This window comes from Subtercola boreus (assembly GCF_003399635.1).
Lineage (GTDB): Bacteria > Actinomycetota > Actinomycetes > Actinomycetales > Microbacteriaceae > Subtercola > Subtercola boreus_B.
Genome location: NZ_NBXB01000045.1, coordinates 84713 through 102721, shown reverse-complemented (window position 1 = coordinate 102721; position 18009 = coordinate 84713). Strand labels below are relative to the sequence as shown.

Annotated in this window: 23 protein-coding genes; 3 read left to right on the top strand and 20 right to left on the bottom strand. The window is 64.6% G+C overall.

The genetic code is table 11. The annotated features are described in order from the left end of the window. Positions 1–18 precede the first annotated feature (18 nt). Positions 19–420 carry a TraR/DksA family transcriptional regulator gene (locus B7R22_RS17445; RefSeq protein WP_253259147.1) on the bottom strand — a complete coding sequence of 134 codons (402 nt, stop codon included), beginning with the start codon at positions 418–420 and terminating at the stop codon, positions 19–21. A 16-nt stretch (positions 421–436) separates the two neighbouring features. Then, positions 437–1216: an HAD-IIB family hydrolase gene (locus B7R22_RS17440; protein ID WP_253259146.1), complete on the bottom strand. Its 780-nt coding sequence runs from the start codon at positions 1214–1216 to the stop codon at positions 437–439. A gap of 103 nt (positions 1217–1319) precedes the next feature. Between B7R22_RS17440 and B7R22_RS17435 the strand changes: the two genes are divergently transcribed. Then, positions 1320–1958, top strand: coding sequence for a DinB family protein (locus tag B7R22_RS17435; RefSeq protein ID WP_116412962.1), 639 nt, complete (start codon positions 1320–1322; stop codon positions 1956–1958). 106 nt (positions 1959–2064) lie between these two features. Here the strand turns inward: B7R22_RS17435 and B7R22_RS19590 are convergent, their stop codons facing one another. The 4 genes from B7R22_RS19590 to B7R22_RS17405 form a co-directional block, all read right to left on the bottom strand. Then, entirely contained in the window at positions 2065–2271 is a 207-nt protein-coding gene (locus tag B7R22_RS19590; RefSeq protein ID WP_216363516.1) for a hypothetical protein, read from the bottom strand. Continuing rightward, positions 2265–2534 (bottom strand): hypothetical protein, encoded by a 270-nt coding sequence (locus B7R22_RS17425; RefSeq protein ID WP_116412961.1) that lies wholly within the window; start codon positions 2532–2534, stop codon positions 2265–2267. Before B7R22_RS17425 ends, B7R22_RS19590 begins: the two co-directional genes overlap by 7 nt. Before the next feature lie 1344 nt (positions 2535–3878). Then, complete coding sequence (locus B7R22_RS17410) at positions 3879–4451, bottom strand: hypothetical protein (RefSeq protein ID WP_116412958.1); 573 nt, start codon at positions 4449–4451, stop codon at positions 3879–3881. Further along, complete coding sequence (locus B7R22_RS17405) at positions 4448–5248, bottom strand: hypothetical protein (RefSeq protein ID WP_147305449.1); 801 nt, start codon at positions 5246–5248, stop codon at positions 4448–4450. Before B7R22_RS17405 ends, B7R22_RS17410 begins: the two co-directional genes overlap by 4 nt. 128 nt (positions 5249–5376) lie before the next feature. Here B7R22_RS17405 and B7R22_RS17400 point away from each other — a divergent pair, with 128 nt between their 5' ends. Beyond that, on the top strand, positions 5377–5742 hold the full coding sequence (locus B7R22_RS17400) for a hypothetical protein (RefSeq protein ID WP_116412956.1): 366 nt from the start codon (positions 5377–5379) through the stop codon (positions 5740–5742). A gap of 165 nt (positions 5743–5907) precedes the next feature. Here B7R22_RS17400 and B7R22_RS17395 read toward each other — a convergent pair whose 3' ends face one another. The 8 genes from B7R22_RS17395 to B7R22_RS17360 form a co-directional block, all read right to left on the bottom strand. After that, entirely contained in the window at positions 5908–6093 is a 186-nt protein-coding gene (locus B7R22_RS17395) for a hypothetical protein (RefSeq protein WP_116412955.1), read from the bottom strand. Positions 6094–6103: 10 nt separating this feature from the next. Then, complete coding sequence (locus tag B7R22_RS17390) at positions 6104–6811, bottom strand: hypothetical protein (protein ID WP_116412954.1); 708 nt, start codon at positions 6809–6811, stop codon at positions 6104–6106. Between the two features lie 9 nt (positions 6812–6820). After that, on the bottom strand, positions 6821–8257 hold the full coding sequence (locus tag B7R22_RS17385; protein WP_116412953.1) for a hypothetical protein: 1437 nt from the start codon (positions 8255–8257) through the stop codon (positions 6821–6823). Positions 8258–8260: 3 nt separating this feature from the next. After that, a complete protein-coding gene (locus B7R22_RS17380) occupies positions 8261–8695 on the bottom strand; it encodes a hypothetical protein (protein WP_116412952.1) in 435 nt (144 codons plus the stop codon). 66 nt (positions 8696–8761) lie between these two features. Next, positions 8762–9190, bottom strand: a complete 429-nt coding sequence (locus tag B7R22_RS19585; protein WP_216363515.1) for a hypothetical protein — start codon at positions 9188–9190, stop codon at positions 8762–8764. Continuing rightward, positions 9187–9450: a hypothetical protein gene (locus tag B7R22_RS17370; RefSeq protein WP_116412951.1), complete on the bottom strand. Its 264-nt coding sequence runs from the start codon at positions 9448–9450 to the stop codon at positions 9187–9189. The genes B7R22_RS19585 and B7R22_RS17370 overlap by 4 nt, the downstream gene beginning before the upstream one ends. Next, complete coding sequence (locus B7R22_RS17365) at positions 9450–9869, bottom strand: hypothetical protein (protein WP_116412950.1); 420 nt, start codon at positions 9867–9869, stop codon at positions 9450–9452. Before B7R22_RS17365 ends, B7R22_RS17370 begins: the two co-directional genes overlap by 1 nt. A gap of 32 nt (positions 9870–9901) precedes the next feature. Beyond that, the gene (locus tag B7R22_RS17360) at positions 9902–10831 is read right to left on the bottom strand and encodes a hypothetical protein (RefSeq protein ID WP_116412949.1); all 930 of its coding nucleotides are present in this window, start codon (positions 10829–10831) and stop codon (positions 9902–9904) included. Between the two features lie 145 nt (positions 10832–10976). Between B7R22_RS17360 and B7R22_RS17355 the strand changes: the two genes are divergently transcribed. Further along, the gene (locus B7R22_RS17355) at positions 10977–11345 is read left to right on the top strand and encodes a DUF732 domain-containing protein (protein ID WP_172582529.1); all 369 of its coding nucleotides are present in this window, start codon (positions 10977–10979) and stop codon (positions 11343–11345) included. Here B7R22_RS17355 and B7R22_RS17350 read toward each other — a convergent pair whose 3' ends face one another. From B7R22_RS17350 to B7R22_RS17330, 6 genes are read right to left on the bottom strand one after another with little or no spacing between them, the layout of a single operon-like run. Beyond that, complete coding sequence (locus tag B7R22_RS17350; protein ID WP_147305448.1) at positions 11346–12155, bottom strand: hypothetical protein; 810 nt, start codon at positions 12153–12155, stop codon at positions 11346–11348. Continuing rightward, positions 12127–13272: a hypothetical protein gene (locus tag B7R22_RS17345; RefSeq protein ID WP_116412946.1), complete on the bottom strand. Its 1146-nt coding sequence runs from the start codon at positions 13270–13272 to the stop codon at positions 12127–12129. The genes B7R22_RS17350 and B7R22_RS17345 overlap by 29 nt, the downstream gene beginning before the upstream one ends. Next, on the bottom strand, positions 13272–14051 hold the full coding sequence (locus B7R22_RS17340; protein WP_116412945.1) for a hypothetical protein: 780 nt from the start codon (positions 14049–14051) through the stop codon (positions 13272–13274). The genes B7R22_RS17345 and B7R22_RS17340 overlap by 1 nt, the downstream gene beginning before the upstream one ends. Beyond that, positions 14048–17248: a phage tail tape measure protein gene (locus B7R22_RS17335; RefSeq protein ID WP_116412944.1), complete on the bottom strand. Its 3201-nt coding sequence runs from the start codon at positions 17246–17248 to the stop codon at positions 14048–14050. The genes B7R22_RS17340 and B7R22_RS17335 overlap by 4 nt, the downstream gene beginning before the upstream one ends. Then, complete coding sequence (locus B7R22_RS18910) at positions 17172–17438, bottom strand: hypothetical protein (RefSeq protein WP_147305447.1); 267 nt, start codon at positions 17436–17438, stop codon at positions 17172–17174. The genes B7R22_RS17335 and B7R22_RS18910 overlap by 77 nt, the downstream gene beginning before the upstream one ends. Then, complete coding sequence (locus tag B7R22_RS17330; protein ID WP_116412943.1) at positions 17435–18007, bottom strand: hypothetical protein; 573 nt, start codon at positions 18005–18007, stop codon at positions 17435–17437. The genes B7R22_RS18910 and B7R22_RS17330 overlap by 4 nt, the downstream gene beginning before the upstream one ends. Positions 18008–18009: the final 2 nt, after the last annotated feature.

Sequence of the window (18009 nt, the reverse complement as noted above, 5' to 3'; positions counted from 1 at the left end):
GTCGGCCGCGGGGCGGGATCAGGCCATGCGCGCGCAGGCGATGCAGAGCGCGGCCGAGGGCCGGGCATCCAGACGTCCGAAGCCGATCTGCTGGCCGCACCGGATGCACGTTCCGAAGGTGCCCGTTGCGAGACGTTCGAGCGCGGCGCCGGTCGCGGCCACCGACCGTTCGAGTTCGTCCGTCACGCCGGCGATGCGCGACCACTCCGATGACAGCGTCGGGCCCTCAGGATCGTGTTCGTCGTCAGCTGAGGCGTCGCTCCGGGCCTCGCGCACGTCGGCGAGCGACCCCGTCATACGCCGGAGCTCCGTGTGGAGCGCGCCCTGCTGCCGCTGCAGTTCGCGTCGGAGGTGGTCGAGCTGGGCATCCGTGAGCGGCATCGCATCTGCACCCGCCACCCCGCCGACCGGCTCGTTCACCTCGCCACCGGAGCCCTTACTCGGCCGACTTCGCGGCCCGCAGCTCGGGGATCAGCTTCTCGAGGTAGGCGGCCGTGTCGTGCCAGCCCTCGACGGCCACACACTCGACGCCCAGCACCTTCACCGGGTAGTCGTTGCCGTTCTCGTCGAGCCGGTCCCCCACGAACAGCATGTCGTCGAGGGGGATGCCCGTGAGATCTGCGAGCTTCGTCATTCCGTAGGCCTTGTCGATGCCCCGACGGGTGATGTCGACGCTCGTCGATCCGCCGGCCCGCACCTCGAGGTCGGGGAGCTCGGCCTGCGCCGCCTCGCGGAGGGTGTTCTTCTTCTCACCCGTCGGGTCCCAGGCCGTCTTCGCCGCAACGGGCGCGGCCTGGCCGAGCGCCGAGAACGTGATCTGCGAACCTCTGTCCTCGAGGATCGGGCCCCAGGTCTCGGTCTCCCAGTAGCCGAGCTTCTTGGCGACGCGTTCGACGACGTCAAGGGCGCGCGCCTTCTCGTCGTCGGTGAGGTTCTGGGCGTAGATCTGGTTCCATGCGCCGTTCTGGTGCAGGTAGTACTGCGTGCCGCAGGTCGGCATCAGGTGCAGGTGCTCGAGCTGCGCGTCGCTGGCGGTGGTGAGGTTGTCGATGACCTGCATCCGGAACTGGGCGATCTGGCCGCCCGAGATGATGCACACCTCGGTGACGTCGAGCAGCTCGATCAGCAGTGCCGCCATCGCCGGGTCGAGCGGCGATTTCGAGGGGGCGAGAGTGTCGTCGAGGTCGAATGCCACCAGCCGGGGGAGTGTCGTCACGTGTGTTTCCTTCTGCGTCGGTGCGCGCGCAACAGGATCGGCGCGCCGCTTAATGGTACGGGTTCCCGCCCGCGACGTCGGCGACAGGGTGCAGAGTGGGGTCATGGACGAGAAAGAGACCCTGCACGGCTATCTCCGCATCCGCCGCTCCGACCTGCTCGGCAAGCTCGACGGGCTGAGCGAGTACGACATGCGGCGCCCGCTGACGCCCACCGGAACCAACCTGCTCGGCCTGGTCAAGCATGTGGCGAGCGTGCAGCTCGGCTACTTCGGCGAGGTCTTCGGGCGCCCCGCGACGCATTCCGTGGCGGAGCAGATCACGGCTCTGGATGCCGCTGGCGCGGCCGCGGCCACCGCGCCTGCAGATGCTGAAGTCCCTGCGGACGCCTTCGAAGACGCCGACCTCTGGGTTCCCGCCACCCAGTCGAGCGCCGACATCCTCGACTTCCACCACTTCTCGGCCGCCCACGCCGACGCCACCATCGAGGCGCTCGACCTCGCCTCCACGGGGTCGGTCCCGTGGTGGCAGCCGGAGCGCCGAACCGTGACCCTCCACCAGATCCTCGTGCACATGATCGCCGAGACGGCCCGTCACGCCGGCCACGCCGACATCGTGCGGGAGCTGATCGACGGGCGGCTCGGCAACGGGCCCGCCGATCCGAACATCCCCGCCCGGAGCGCCGCCTCGTGGGCCGCCTACCGGTCTCGCATCGAGCGGGCCGCGCGCGCCGCCCTCCTCTGACCGACAGACCGTGGAACGGACACGAATCCGGGCATCCTCGCCCAGGAGCGAGAAGGTCTGCTGAAAACGTGTCCGTTGTGCTGCCCGGTGCCCGACAGGCGACCGGTCAGGAGAGAAGTTCGAACTCTGCCCGGCCTGAGGCGGCTCCGTTCACCTGAACCTCGATCGCGTGCGTGCCGGGGTGGTAGCGGCGGGTCGTGATGAGCTTGAAGGAGTGCCATCGGTCGTACGTCACGCGCTGGCCGGCGCCCAGCGTCACCGTCGCCAGCTTGAGCGCCACCCGCACCGTCGCCCGCACCCGCACCGTCACCACCCGCGACCGCCCGCCCCGCAGCACCCGCTCTCGTCGCCGTCGAGCGCGGTGATGATCGGCAGCGCCTGCGCCAGGTTCTCCTGCAGCAACCCGCGCACGGCGAACTCGCTCGTGAGCCTCACGGTCAGGTCGGCCAGCAGTGCCAGCGCGGCGTCGAAACTTTCCTCATCGCCCTGCTCTGTCGCCCGGGCGGCGGCGGCCTCGGTGACGGGCCAGATCATCCAGCCCGTGAAGCGCTCGTCACGCATCGCGTCGCGGAACACCTCGTCGATCTCGCCACAGCTCCCCGGGATCTCGGCCGGAGGAGTTCAACGGCGAAGGGCATGGTGACAGTCTGTCGACTGCCACCGACATCCGGCTCGGACCCGGGCGGTCACCGCCGGTTCGTTCGCAGCATCTGGGCTATGCGCTCGCTGAGAGACGACTTCGCGGGAGCCGCCGGCTCGGGCAGTGCAACGCACTCGAAGGTCGTGGCTCTGCACGTGGTGCAGGGTTTTTCGGGGCTGCTCGCGACGGTGCCGCAGCGCAGGCACTGCCAGCCGAACGGTGCCCCGTCGCCCCTCGCCACACTGCCTCCTCGAGAGGACTCTGATGGTGCATGGTACAGATGGAGCGGATGACGGGAATCGAACCCGCGCTATCAGCTTGGGAAGCTGAAGTTCTAAGTTGATGAATCCCGGATCGTCCCGATGTGTCCTGTCACCAGTCAATATACCGGTAGAACGTCCCGCAGCATCCGCTCGGGTCCTGCCGAAAATAGCGAGTAAATAGCGGAAAGTGACTCTTGTAATCTCCTAGATCATCCGTCGTACGATTGAGGAGAGGCGCGACGGACGCAACGAACTAGCTGAGCTCCTGGGCTGCCACAGGCGCAGATTCGAGAGGCTGTGGGAGCGCCAGCGTTCCTATTCGATCAGCGAGTTCTTGACTATCGCGGAACGGCTCGACGCACCCCTCAGAGATCTCCTTGCGCCGGCCGGGCGGGCCCGATCAGACCTCGGTTAATCTCGACGGCTTGCGGGAGCATCTGGCCGTTGAGCACTGCACTGAGGTGCTCCGCACAAATCGTGTACACGAGGATCATCCCCGTTGAGTCGACCGCGAGATGCTCGCAGCCATCGGCCTCGCAGCCCCCTACCAAGCAATCCATCATGCTCACACTACGGGAGACCAGGTATCGGCCGAGGAGCGAATCGACATCCGCTTCCGGAGCTCGTTTCGCAAGACTTTCCACCGGTCCTTGTCCGGGGGTGGAGCCGCAGTGCGGACAAGACCGTGAGATCTGCCTCGAGCTTCGTTTGGGTCTGCGTGATCCGTGCTCGGCAATATGCCCGCCCCGTGCTGGCGAGCATGGTGGACTTCAAACCGTGAGATTGCGTGAGTCTCGTCAGAGAACAGTTGGTCGACAGAAACGCTCTCGTACTCCATGAACTGATCGAGGTAGACCGACATTCCATCATCCTCGTACCGCAACGCGGCGTTGAGAATTTGAGGAAGGCCGGAGACAGGATCGACCGGCTGGTAATGCTCCGGAATCATTCTCACGCGACGATAAGCAATTTCATCATCCGTGACATAGCGGTCATTCTGCTGCCACTCGCCAGGCATCAGTCGAAGTACTCGCGCCAAGCAGGGTTGAGGGACTCGACGTAATCAGTGAATTCCGCCACCAACGATTTGACTAGCGGAATAGGCAGGGAATGGACCTCGCCTCGGAGTTGCTGTCGCTTCACACCCTGTTCGTCCGTCTGCAACAAAAAGTACTCTCCCGAATTCTCGAGATCTAACTCCAGTAGCCATTGACCGGAGCTCCACTGAAAGGAAAGACCCCCTTCGCCGTCAGGACTTACTGAGGGGTAAATCGAGTCCGCGACCATCAAGCGCGACAGCATCTCGATAGCTAGACCGACCCGCTTGTACGACAGTAATGAATCTTGGTCAGCTGCCATGGCGAACAAGAGCGGTCTGACATGCGCCAACCACGCATCCGTCTGGGGGTGACGTCGGGCTTCCGCGACAGGCACTGTTCTGAGGTCATGTCTGAAATCGTCAGCTCGACCTATGAATCCCGCGTTGATTGCAATCAGATGGCTCTGCACTCCAGTGGACGCGGCAAGCCGATCCCGTCCGTTCTCTGACATGGCAGGCTCTGTGTTCGCATAGTCCATGAGCGCACTCATCGTTGAGCCTTCCACTGTTCTCTTAGCCATTCGGGGGTGAATTGAATGAAGTGCCGGATCAGCACGTCGTGCGCCTCGTCGAGCAGATCGTACGGATCGCGCAGGGAAGAATCCGATTCGGGCGTTGCAGAAGACACCTTGATCCACAGGTCTGACTCATCATCGCTCGGAGTGTCTACTCCTGCAGAAACCTTCGACTCAATTGGACCAAGAAGGGGAAACCTAACCCGGGCACCGGCGTAAGTTCGGTTGCGGATTACCTCTCGGGCAGTTAAATCGTCACGGCCGGTCAAGAGGTAAAGAGCAAGACCGGCTCCCGGTATTTCCGAAATGGCGTTGTGGTACAGGCACTGAGCGCCAGTGACGTCAGGAATGGCACCCATCTGCTCTCCGATGGCAGTGCAAAATTTCCCATATGCGATGACGAACTGCTCGCGAAGATCAACAAATCCGGGGTACCGCTTCTCCTCACCCTCGCCATAGAACTCCCATGTCAAAGAGAACCTGTCAGCTTGGAAATGGATTCCGCGACCGGTCGAGGGATCTCTGAATGAAATCAAAGGGAAAGGTAGAGCGGTCCGAGAACTGACGAAGACACCGACCCCCGTCGCGTCATCCCGCATCGGTAGAGGAAACTCCTCACTGACGTCCGGCATAGCACTGCGCAAGTTGTCGATGAATGCCGACAAGGACGTGACCTGGAGCGCAGCCAGCTCTTTGAAGAAGAACGTCATTCGCACACGTTGCACGGGAGGCTTATTGAGGATGAGCGTTCCAGTGATGTCTTCAGAGCCCATGCGTCAAACATAGCGGGGCAACCTGGGATTTTTGCACAGGTTGATAGAGGATCGCCGACCTGGCCGACGTCGGTGCACTGATCTATGGTGAAAGCTCGTCGGCCGGGACGCTCGAGAGAGGAACCCGTATGGCCGACTGGCACCCTGCCATGCTCGCCGTGCCCGACCAGTGGGTGCTGAAGCATCCCGCGTCACCGAACCCCTGGGCGGTCATCCGGCTACTGCGGTTCCGCGGTCCGAAGAACGAGGTTGAGGACTGGTATCGGGTCGTGACCTGGCAGGAGACCTCACGTGGCCGCGAGCTGATCTGCTGGTGCCGGACTCTCGCTGCCGCGTGTGAGGCGGCATGGGACTTCAACCGGGCCGCGTCATCGTGGCAGCACGCGCAGGCCGGTAGCAGGGCGCACGAGCGTCTGGGCGGGGCGCCATGCAGGCCGCCGGCACACGATCTACTACTCGCCTATCGCGCGGCACAGCACCAGCGGGCGAGCTGAACGACGAAAAGCCCCCCACCATCTCCGAAGAGAGGGTGGGGGGCTTTCGTTCAGATGGGTAGGATTCGAACCTCACGAGGCGCTACGCGAGCGCCCGCCCGATCCCAGCGCGATATCGTCTGGGGGCTTCCCGATACAGCCTCTCCGGGCCACCATCTGGAACTTTCAGCTCGAGGTAGAGGCGACGGCGATCGTGTAGCCGTTGGCTTCGAGGTCGTGCAGGTGACGGCCGGGTCCATCAAGGTACCAGTCGCCGTTCCCGATCGGCGACTGCACGACCGACCCGGAGATCTTCTCTCCGTCCTTGGTGGCGGTGATGCGGGTGCCTTCGGTGATCTTCTTGCTGGCCATGGGTGTCTCCTTAGGCGGCTGCGGGGGCGGGGCCGAGATACTTCTCGGCGTAGACGTTGTCGATCGCGAAGCCGGCGGCTGTGCCCGACTCGAATCCGCAGAAGGATCCGGTGGGGTGGAAGTCCGCGGTGACGTCGAGGGTCGTTTCGAGGAGGATGTCGTTGCGGAGGAGCTGGATCTTGTTGCCGGAGGCGCGGATCGAGATCGTGTCGCCGACAGCGACGATGTAAGTCGAGCCTGCGCCGATGAGAGTCGACGCATTGGTGCGACGATACATCTCGACGTACACGACGCCCGCGCGGTTGATGAGCGTCATCCGGTACGAGCTGCGAGCGCCTGCTGCGCCGGCGGCGAGATTGAGGCGGATGTCGGCGTAGAAGGCATTGCCGTTCGCGGCCGGTAGCTGCGTGACGGTGTAGCCGAATTCGACGTCGGCGACGGTGCACGGGAAGGTTGCCTGGCCTGATGCGGAGTTGGTGCCGCGGGTGAGCGCCCCGGCGACGATCGCGAATGCTGCGGCGACGTTCGCCGTCCACATCCGTGGGACGTTGTCGTCGCCGAAGCCGGCGTCGAGAGTGCGGCCGTTGATGTCGGTCGCGTTCCCGCCGCTGAACAAGTCGGAAGTGATCGTCTCGAAGAGGTCCGGGGAGTCCTTCCACGGCGACGTCGCGTCGTAGGGCGCCCCGACCGCGAAGATCGATCCGTTGAGAATTGGCATGGTGGTCTCCTAAGCAGCGAGCGTGAAGGTGGAGGCGTAGCGGGAGTACTGGCGGAACCACGACGCGAGGAACGCCGCCTGCAGCTGGTGGCCGAGCGGGTTCAGGTGCACGGAACCGGAGAAACGGAACGACTGAGGCACGCACCCGGCGGCGAGATCCGCGTTGTCCTGGGCGGTGGGTGTGAACCCGGGCTGGTAGATCGCCGCGTCTGCGACGGCCTGGGCTGAGGCGAGGTAGAGCCGGATGGGGATGAAGTGGTCGCCATGCTCGGCTGCGAACCATTTCTCCAACGCGCGGATGTAATCGCCGTTCACGGTGCCAGCGCCCTCGGACGCACCGCGGTCGAGGAGTCCCCAGTGGAACCACTCGTCGAGGAATGTTGAGATCAGCGCTCGGTACCAGTTCTGAACGTCATAGATGGTCCGCGTGCCGCCGTTACCGACGAGGAGGGGTTCGTCGTTGATGCCCATCGCGAAGACGATTGGGCCGTTGCGCCATGGGCGTCCGGTGGCCGAGTCGACCGAGACGCTCGTCGCTGCCACAGCCGCACCCGCGCCGGTGCGAACGAAGGTCCGCACGGTGGTGTCGGTGCGGTAGAGGATGCCACGGATACGCTGCCCGAACGGGGTAGCCAGATCAACTTCGAAGGATCCGATGTTCGTGCCACGCAGCGGGTCGACCGAGAGGCCGGTGAGCACCACTGAACCTCCGACGGCCGGAATGGTTCCGCCCGTCACGGTGGCGGTAATGCGAAGAGCAGCGCCGCGCGCGGCGATCTCATCGGAGCGCGCAGAAGGCTGGCCGGCGTTATTGATCGTGATCCCGAGGATCGTGGTCAGCAGCGTGGTGAAGCGCTGCGCCAGGTAGTCCAAAAGGTCCGCGCCGAAAGTCGTCGAGTCGCCGAGGAACGTCCACACCTTCGGGAGACCCTTGCCAGCGAGGAGTGTGCCGTCACCGGACCAGAGGCTGCCCGTCCAGTCGAGGTACATCGCGATCTTCCGGCCGATCTCCCAGGTGACCGCGTAGGGGCGGCGCTTTGACCGCTGCACCCGGACCACAGCGCCCTGAGTAAATGCAGCAGAGTCGGCCGCCTTCGCGATCGCTACCGCAGACTCTCGGGGCGGGTTGCCCTTCATGTCCGTCTGCAGCCAGGTGAACTTCCCGCCGAGCGTGAAGGCAATGCCCTTCCCGAACCGGCCAGTGAGCTTCCGGATGCCATGGAACACACCGGACTTCGTCAGCTCGACTGCGACCGCTGCGGTGGCCGCGGTTCCGGCTGCACCAGTCACGATCGTCGTGACATTCGGGTCAGTCATCGCCTCTTTGACGAGCGGGTTGACGATGCCCTGCGCGGCAGCGCGGGTCTGGCTGCCTTCGGCTTCGAGGAGATCCGCGGTGACGGTGTCGTTCGCGATGGCCAGATTAGCCTTGGGAACCCAGACCATTTCTCACACCCATTCGTAGTAGATCGGCGGGACTGAGTCGGTATCGACCCAGCCCGTGTAGTCGGTCGGGATGGTGGGGGGTTCGGGTCCGAACCAGATCTGCGCCGGGTTCGAGGGGGCCTCGATGATGCGCACGAACTCGCCACCGCCCTGCGGAACGAACAGGCGCCAGTCGGTATCGATCTGGCCGGTGAACCCGGTGTCCGGGTCGAGCCAGATGATCGAGAGCGTGTACCAGGTCTGTGGCGACAGGGTCTCGTTCGCTGCGAGCTCGACCGAGAAGTCACCATTCGCGGCCGGCACGCACACGACGGGTTTGTTCGCGTAGAGAGTCGCGCCGCCGACGGCCGCTCCCGAGGGGATGAAGTAGAGCTTCGGGGCGAAGGCGGCGAGCGTCGCAGCGCCGAAGTCCTTCAGGGTCCCGGTGACGACGGGCATGTGGTCTCCTGCTTTCGAGCACAAAAAAAGCCGCCCGGTTAGAGGCGGCGGGACGGGCGGGGAGGGTCAGTCGTCGATGGTGCTGTGCTTCGACTGGTACCCGTCAGGAACGGGTGTCGGGTCAGTCTCCGCGGGAGGGGTGCCCGCCTTCGGGAAGGTCTCGATCGACACGTCCGTCGCGGTCACAGAAAGTGCCTTGTTTGTGATCGCGTCCTTCGGAACCGAGCCGAGTCCGACCTTGACCAGCCAGAGGTTCACGGCCGGGATGGCCATGACGCGCGACAGCCCGGTCGCGACAGCGGTGATGCCGCCCGCGACCGACAGGAGCCAGAGGTACAGCTCGCTGGTGACAGGGATGCCCGAGACGGCGAGGATCTGTGGCAGCACGAGCGCGAACGCGAGGAACGCGGGAATGCCGACCTGCACGAGGGTGCGGAGTACGCGCTGCGTCTTGAACCAGATCTCTTGGACCTGTGTGGGTGGTGTGGTGGTCATGATGCGTCGCGGTTCCTGTCTTTGTGTTTGAGTTCTTCGGGGTAGGGCGGCGGCGGCGGGGGTTTGCCGTCGACGATGTGCTGACGGAGAGACATGATGTAGTCGTCTCGCACCAGCTCGCGGACCTCGAGCTGGTCGAGGCGATCCCAGAGTTGTCCGACCTGGTCTCCGGGGGAGCGCTTCTTGTTGATGACGGCGACGAGCACGATCGCGCCTCCGCCGAGTAGGGCTGTGATGAGCCCGCCGATGACCTGTTCCACTACTTCATCCGATCCGGGATCTTGGGCGAGAGGATCGCGATGATGACGGCGGGGCCTAGATAGGAGCCGGCCCCGATCCATTCGCGACCGAAGTCGCCGGCGGCCCATGTGATGAACGATCCGATGAGGTAGCTGGATCCCCAGAGCACCATCATCCCGACGAGCCCTGCCCAGGCGGGCCAGTCGTCATGTCGGAACGCGCAGACAAGACAGAAGAGCGCGACGAGAATCCACACCCCACCCCAGACGGGGAGAGGCACGAAGTTCGCGATGAGCGACAGCGAGCCGGGCACGTAGCTGGCGTTCGGGATGAGCGGGGGCAGGTACGCGATGCCACGAGTGGCGCAGTAGACGGCCGCGACGAGAAGTGCTGCACCGCGGAGACCGTTGATGCGGATCCGCGAGACTGATTTGAGCATGTCTGTCCCTCCTTCCGAGGTCGGAGAGGTTGTCAGTGCTTGGACTTGTACTCGGCGGAGCCGAGCACAGCGGCGCGAATGCCATCGAGCGTGAGTCCCGAGTTCGCCCACCCCTCGACCTCGGCCGGGCCTGCGGTCCGGTTGAGCACGTTCGGGTCGGCGTAGAGCACCTGGATGAAGCGGCGCTTGTACTCAAGCGATGCGACGATCGCGGCGTTGATGCCGGCCTCGTTGATGGCGCCGGTGCGAAGCAGCGGGAGGTAGGTGCCGATGGCAGAACCGTCAGCGTCGCGGTCGAGCGCGCCCTTGTAGATCTTGTTCAGCAGCTCGATGAAGTCGCGGTCCTGCTCAGGGGTGCTCACGAGGTTCTGCAGGATCTTCAGGATCGGGTCATTCTCGGTGCGGATGCCTTCAAGTACTTCGGCGAGTGATGCCATGATGTCTTCCTCCTGGGGGGGTGTTGGGGTGTTGTTGCCGAGGAGCTTCTGCTTCCGGGCTTCGACTCGAGCGGCGATCGCGCCGCTGAGCGGGTAGCGAGGCTGGCGGTGCCAGGTCTCCGAGGCGATCGGGTAGACGCACCCGTACGTGGCGCTGATCGCCTTCCGGCGGGGCGGGTTATTCGAATTGGAGTCGTCGGCCATGGCCCAGCCGTGCTCACTGGTGCCTTCGCCTTGGGTCGGGTCAGCCGCTTCAGGCGTCTCGTCCCGCTCCTTGCGGCCCCACTGGTACCACTGGTTCGATCCACCGGTCGATGTCTTCGACGCGTCGCGGACGAGCATGTCGGAAGGGATACCGAGCGGGCGATCGCCTTCGTTTTCGATGACCCAATAGCCGTCTGCGCGAAGGTCTTCATTCGAGAGCGAGACGCGAGCTCCGAACTCCGGTTCGAGCCACACCCCGTCGACGAACACGAGCGCGTCGATCGGCACGTAGCCGTTTCTGAATCCACCCCAAGCGGGCATGAGTCTCTCCTCTACAAGACGAAAGCCCCCATCGGATGATGAGGGCTTGTGCGAAAGTTGCGGGTCGGTAGACTTCGAGACACGAAGAAGCCCCGCAACTGCGTCAACAGTCCGGGGCGGTGACCAACTCGGATTAGGAGTCGATGTGTCAAAGAATACCCGCGCGGTACTCGGCGGAATAGCCCTCGTTCTGGCCCTCGCCGGATGCAGCAGCAACACCGCAGCCACAGTCGCTGACGTGCCCGTGTCCGCCGCCGCGACGCCGACCAGCGCGCCTGAGTCGACGACAGCCGCGAACGACGCTGCGTACGTTCAGAAGATCCGGGTGCTGAACCCCGAGATCACCTACAGCGACTCCGAGCTCGTCGCCTACGGCGTGATCGCCTGCGCACAGCTGACCAGCGGCAGCAAGACGACCGACATCGTCGTCCTACCGAAGACGGATTCGGACTTCATCTCGAACAACAGCACCGTGGTGGGCGCTGCTCAGCAGTTTCTTTGCCCCGTGAAGTGACTACGGCACGACTTCCCAGAACGTGCCGTCGATCGGATCTCGCCAGATATTCGGCGTGACCCCTGACTTCTGCCCCATGAACGTCACCTGCAAACCGTGGTTACCTCGAATCAGACCGCCCACCTCAAGATCTTTGGCGGTCTCGACATCGTTGTTGAATGCTGACTTCCCTGTGACTTGGAACAGGCCGGTCGCGCCGATGCCGGCTGACTCGCCGCCGGCTGTCATTGCCGCGAACCCGAGCAGGCTCACGCCTATCGCGGGACCACCAGCGATGCTGATCGTCATGCCGCCGAGAACGCCGGCGCTGAGCTGCGCGGACCCAAGGGAGATCTGCCCGTTCTCGATCACCATGGGCGTGGGGCCATCGATGATGATCTTGCCGGAAGGAAAGACCGTCATGGTGCCGTTGAGGTCGGTCGCCCCGTTGATATGGAATGCCCCGGTCAGGGTGAACTCCCCCGTCGACGTGAAGTTGCCCGTCATCGAGGTCGCACCCTCGACGGTGAACGGGCCGGTCAGCCTGAATGAACCCGACTGCACCCAGTTCCCGGAGGCGGTGGTGTCCCCGGTGAGGATGAAAACGCCCGTCAGCTCAAGACGGCCGAGCACCTGGAGCAACCCATCGATGACCGCGGAAGCTGCACCGCCGACATAGAAGCCCTCGGGGGAACGGATCTCCAGGCCGCCGCGGGAGATCGACGTGTACCCGGCGGGCGCCGAGCGCACAATCGATTCGACGAGCTGGCGCAGCTCCTGCATTTCCGACTGATTCAGGTGGTCAATCAGACCCATCTTCGAGCCCTCCAATTCGTTGCACAGTGATTTCGATCTGCGTACTCATGTCGCCGGAAAAGCGAACAAGCCGCAGCTGATGAAGCCCATCCGGGATGTACGGGTCGCCGCTCGACCAGATGGCCAACGTGTCGCCGAGCGTCAGCTGGCCGACGGAGGGTGTGCCGTCTGCCGAGATCCAGAACGACCACTCCTCCGTCGGGAGGCGGTACGCCGCGAGGTGCGCGTTCGCATGCGACTGCAGCGCTTCGACTTGATCCTCGGTGCCGTACGAGATCATCCGCTCGAGCGCGGGCAGGTCCGAATCTTCTCGGGCGACCGCGTACCGACGTTTGAGTTCAGCTCCTGCGCCTGCGACGGTGACCGCGTTGGTCTGGTTGATGGCGTCTTCGACGATGACGAGGTCGAACAGGCCGGGCTCTTCGGCGTCAAGGTCCCACCACCAGGTCGTCCCGGCGAGGTTCGGCTGCCCGGGTGTTCCGATCCGGGCGTCCCATTGAAGACGCTCGTTCGCGTCCCATGAGCCGGGGTAGTCGACGTCGGGGCCATTCTCGGCGTTCGTAAGTTCGTCGACGACGATGTTCAGCCAGGGGAGGTTGTAGTCGAAGTAGTCGCGCCAGGCGTCACCGTCGTGCACGGCGAGGTTGTAGGAGGGTCGGTTGAACGGCAGCCCGTAGTTCGACGTCGGTCCTTCGAGCAGCAGGCGGAGCTCGTAGGCGATGATCGTCGAGAGGCTGTACCGGTTCGCGGGGTCTTCGCTGCCGATCGGCGCGTGCGAGCCTTCCTCTGTGTTCGTGTACCCGTTCTCACCGAGAGTGGTGCGGCGGGCGATGATTGCGCGGAAGTCGGAATACTCGACCACGAGCCGACGACTCGACCAGGTGTATGTGCTCTTCGTGATGATTCCGGTGTAGACGATCTGCTCGTTCCAACACACCACGAGAGTGCGCGCCCACTTCCGGGTCAACGATCGGAATCCGAGGGCCGCGTTGTCCGCGTCCGCGAGGTCGAACACCGCCGAGCCGGAAGCCTTGATGTTCAGCTGCCGAGACCACGAGCACCCCGAGGGAGTGACCTGCAGCACCCGCTGGCCGGTGCGCGTGTCAACGATCCAGTAGGTCCAGAGCAGCATCAGACTGACGTGTTCCTCACTCTCGATTTGAACGAGGCCGTACCGCTTGACAGATGGAGGGTCTGGGTGACTTGGACGCCGGGCGGGTTCGGCCATGTCTGTCCGATGTCCACGGCGAGCTGCTGCACGACGCCGTCGATGGTGAGGCGGCCGGTGCGCATGTCGACGTGGTGGTCGTGGCCGGGGACCATGGCCCGCGAGACGAGGTAGTTCCGGCCGCCCGGGCCCGCGACCCGGTACGACGGCGCGTTCCCGGCGAGGATGAACTCGGCGTGCGCGTCGTGGTTGCCGTAGTGCGTGGTCACGAGTTCGAGCGGTGATGCTGCGGTGGGGTGCTCGAACTTGTTGAGCTCGCCATAGATCTGCGGCTTCGCGAACCAGAACGAGATCTGGTAGTCGGCCTGCGCCGTGCCGCCATCGGGCGAGAAGCGCGGCTTCACGGCGACGCTGCCCTGCGCGTACTGGAGGTGGCCGAACTCCTCAGCTGAGAACTGCTGCGCCGCGCGCGCCATGAGCCCAACGAGTCGGCCGCGCCACCAGCCGAGGCGTCGAGGGTTCTCTGCAAGGCAGTAGCCCTCGACGCTTACGATCCGCTGAGTGAGGTACGAAGGCACCTCGAGCGCTCCGTGACCGTTCGGGATAGCGATCTCGTCCCGGCGCACGTCGACGCCGTCATTCCATCCGGTGAACCCGTCCGGGTTGACGTGGAACCCGATCGCGTCTGGATCCTCGTATCCGAACCGGACACCGCCGAAGCGGATGATGAGGGGCTCAGTCACCTGGTCTCCCTCACGATCTGGTTCACTTCGGCGCGGACGAGCTTTGAAATGGACGGGCCGTCGATGCCGGACGGCAGTTGGAGCACGATGTCGCCGGTCCATGTGAGCCCGCCGGACTTGGCGGGGGTGCCCGTGAAGCCGCCGTCAGCGAACCGCTGCGCTCCGCGCGGAGTCAGGTCGAGACCGAACTCGTTCGCGACGTGCGAGAGGAGCGCCGTCGACCGGGCACGCTTCGACATCGCCATGGGGATGTACGCCTCGCCACCGGTCTCCGGCTCCGCCCAGACCCGCATGTCGCCGGCGCGCGCCATCTGCGCGACGTGACGCTCGGTGAGACCGCCGGCCGCGAAGCCGAAGATGTTCCCGTTCGCGTTGTACGCCGCGCCGACCTCGCCCTGAGGACGCCCGGTCTGCTTGACGACCTCGTTGATGGTGACGTCGCGCTGCCCCGGAATGCTGTTCAGTTTCGCGATGAACGCATCGATTGCCGCCGTGGCGGTCGCGGTGTCGATCCGGGCCGAGAGTGGCTTCGGATCCGGGATGGCGTAGATCTTGTCGGTCAGCGCCTGCGCCGCATCCGCGTTTCCGGTGAGCGCGTAGATCTGGTCGTACAGGGCCTGCTTGTTGCCATTCAGGCTCGCCACATACTTGTCGGCAGCATCCTTCGAGGACATCGTCTGCTGGTCAAGGTTGTACTGCGCCGTGATGGCGTCTTGACCCTTCTTGGCGAGGTCGGAGAACATCGCAGCGTTCGCAGATCCGGCGAGCGTTGACTCGTCGATTGACGTGCTGAGAGCGTCGGCCGCGTCCTTCGCCTTCCCCGTGACGGGGTCGATGTTCGCGATCGCCGCTTTTACGTCGTTGAGGCTGTCCTGGTAGGTTGCGTTCGAGGTGACAGCGTCCTGACCCACACCGTTGGCCTTGTCAATGGCCTTCACGAGCTCGTCGAGCTCGTTGGTGAGGTCGTTGACCGCGTTCGCTGAGTCGTTGTACTTCTCAGCGGACGACTTCGAGACCTCGGCGGCCTTCTCCGTCGGCGCGACTGTGCGGCCCATGGCCAGGTTCAGAAGCTCCTGCTTGTTGGCTGCCTCGTCCGTCGACGTGACGTTGATCCCCAACTGGGTCGCCTGCTCCACCAGGGCGGCCTTGTAGTCGGGCATCTGGTCGAGCAGGGTCTGCAGGTGCTCAGGGCTCTTGTCGGTGGCATCCGCGAGCAGGTTGAATGCGCGGGCTGCTGACGGGAGGTCGGTGGCCGCGAGCTCACCGAGCTGCTTGCCGGTGTCCCTGAGCGCGTCGAACGCCCCGAAGTGGGATGAGTCGAAGCGTGCGAACAGGTTGCCGGATTGCTCCTGAGCGGCGTCGAGGATGGGGTTCAGATCGCCGAGGTCCTTGGAGACCCCCTGAATCCACTTGACGTCCTTGCCCTTACCGACCGTGGCGAAGATCTCAGCAGCTGATGTGGCGGTCTTCAGCGAGTTCGTGATCTCCGTCGACGACGCCTGCAGTGAGTCGAGGTAGCTCGCCAGCAATGTCACGCCGACGATTGCCGCGGCGATCGCGATGCCCCACGGCCCCATCAGGAACGAACTGAGACCGCGCATCGCCGCGACCGTGCGAGGCATCTGTGATCCGAGAAGCGCGACTGCCCCCCGGAACTCTGCGATCTTCGGGATGGCGAGAAGGAGTGTGCCGCCGAAGAGGAGCACGGCCGCCGTAGCGACGCCGAACATGAGCACGCCGCCCTGCACGACATCGGGGAGACCCGAGTACACGTCTATGAGTGAGCTGACGAGCTGGACCATGTCGCGAAGGGGCCCGTTCGCCGCCGCGCCCGTTTTGATGAGCGCGGTATCGAGGGAGCCGCCGAGCTTCTCGATGTCGGAGTTGAGGTTGTCCTGCTTGCGAGCGGCGGTATCCGCGGCGTAGCCGGACTCGTTGACCTTGGAGGTCCAATCGTCAACAGCCTTGGCGCCGTCCTTATAGAAGATTTGCGCCGCGGTGATCTGTTCGTTGCCGAAGATTTGGCCGAGAGCCGCGGAACGCGTGGCGTCATCGAGCCCGCCGAACGCGTCATCGAGGGCCTGTGCGGTGCCGGCAAGGCCGATGAACTTACCGTTCGAGTCGAACAGGTTCACGTTGTAGGCAGCGAGGGTCTTCGACGCCTGGATCGACGGCGACACGAGCGACTGGATGACGCCGCGGAGTCCGGTGCCCGCCTGGTCGGCGAGGAGGCCCTGTGAGGCGAAGAGCGACAGTGTGCCGACGGTCTCGTCGAGTGAGACGCCTAGGGCAGCAGTCACCGGGCCGACGTACTTGAGACCCTGCGCGAGGTCGTCGACGGAACCCTGAGCCTTGCCCGCGCCGGCGGCGAGGAGGTCGGCAACGTGCTCGGTGTCCGCGCCGGTGAGGTTGAACTGTTTGAGGGTGGTAGCCGCGATCTCGGCAGCCCGGGCGACGTCGAGCTGGCCCGCCGCTGCAAGCGACAAGGAGCCCGTCAGCGACCCCCCGACGATGTCGGAGACAGAGAGTCCCGCCTTTGCCAGTTCGTCCTCAGCGTCGGCCGCGCCGCGCGCCGAAAACGACGTCTTGGCGCCAGCGTCGAGCGCCGCATCTGAGAGCTGTGCCATCTCGGCGGCGGTCGCGTGGGTGGAGCTGTCGACGTTCGAGAGTCCCGACTGGAACTCGGCGAACTTCGAGATCGCGAGAATCGAGGCTGCAGCGAAGCCAGCGCCGATAGCGGCGGCGGCCTCGCCGATCGTCTCCTTCGCCTCGGCAGTGTCGGATGCGAGATCCTTCGCGCCCTCCGCCGCCTTCTTCGTGCTCTCAGCCGCTTCGTCGCTGCCTTCACTGAGCTTCTTCGTCGAGTCCGCCGCGGCATCGAGACCGTTGGCCGCACCTGCAGACTTCTGCCCGGCCTCATCAATGCTGGTGCCGAGTTCCTGCGCGGAGTTGCTCGCCCCATCAGCTTCTGAGCCGACCCGCTTCTCAGCGGCTGCCGCCGCCTCGAGGGGCGCCTTGGCCTTCGACGCCGCCGCGCCAGTCTTGTCGAGCGCGCCGCCCGACTTCGTGACCTTCGCGGCGGACTGCTCCGCGGTATTGCCGAGTTTCTTCGTCGCCGCGTCAGCTTCGGCGGCGTCCTTCTTGAAGACCGCTGCGCCCTGCATCAAGATCTGATAGACGATCTTTCCTGAGTCCATCGCGCGCCGCCTTCCCGAGCCAGGTGCCCTCGATCGCGAGGAGACGTTCGATTGCGGAGCGGACGAAATGCCAGGTGCGGGTGTCGAGCGCGCGGTCGAGATCCGCGATCAGGTGATGCTGGGCGAGATCCAGTTCGACCTCGCCAAACAGCTGCGGGAGAGCGAGCCCCCACAGCTGCGTCGCGGTCACCGTTTGCGGGGCTTCTTGCCCTGATGGATCGACCGCTTTTCGGCGGGCAGCTTCGCGAGCGTCGGCCCATCCGTCGGGGTATCGGTAGAAGGCATATTTGCCTGTGCGCGGATCAGGGTCTCCAACTCCGTACTGTGCGATGTCAGCAAGGGTGAGATTCCCAAAGTCGACAGCAGGAAACCCAGAGCTTTTACCCCGCCGGCGAAACCTCCACCCGCCTTCACGTACGTCTCGACGCCGTCCATGCCGAGCACCGTCTGCCAGAACAGAGCGGGCAGGAGGATGTCTTGCGCTTCGGCGGTGGAGAGCTCGTCTTCGCACCGGTTGTAGATGTGCTGCCCGTCCGTGGGCATGGGGGCGAGGTAGTCGCCGACCCAGTGGCCGCCGTCGACGGCGATGCGGAGGAGATCCTCCATGCCCTGAGCGGGAAGCTTGCGGGCGCTGATCTTCAGGTACTGCTCGGTGACGTGCTTGCCCATCCGGCCGGGGAGGGGGCGAATCACGAAAGGTGACTCGACGCCCTCCACGGTCAGATGAAGGTCGCGCCCCTGCTGCGCTGCTTCGATCATGA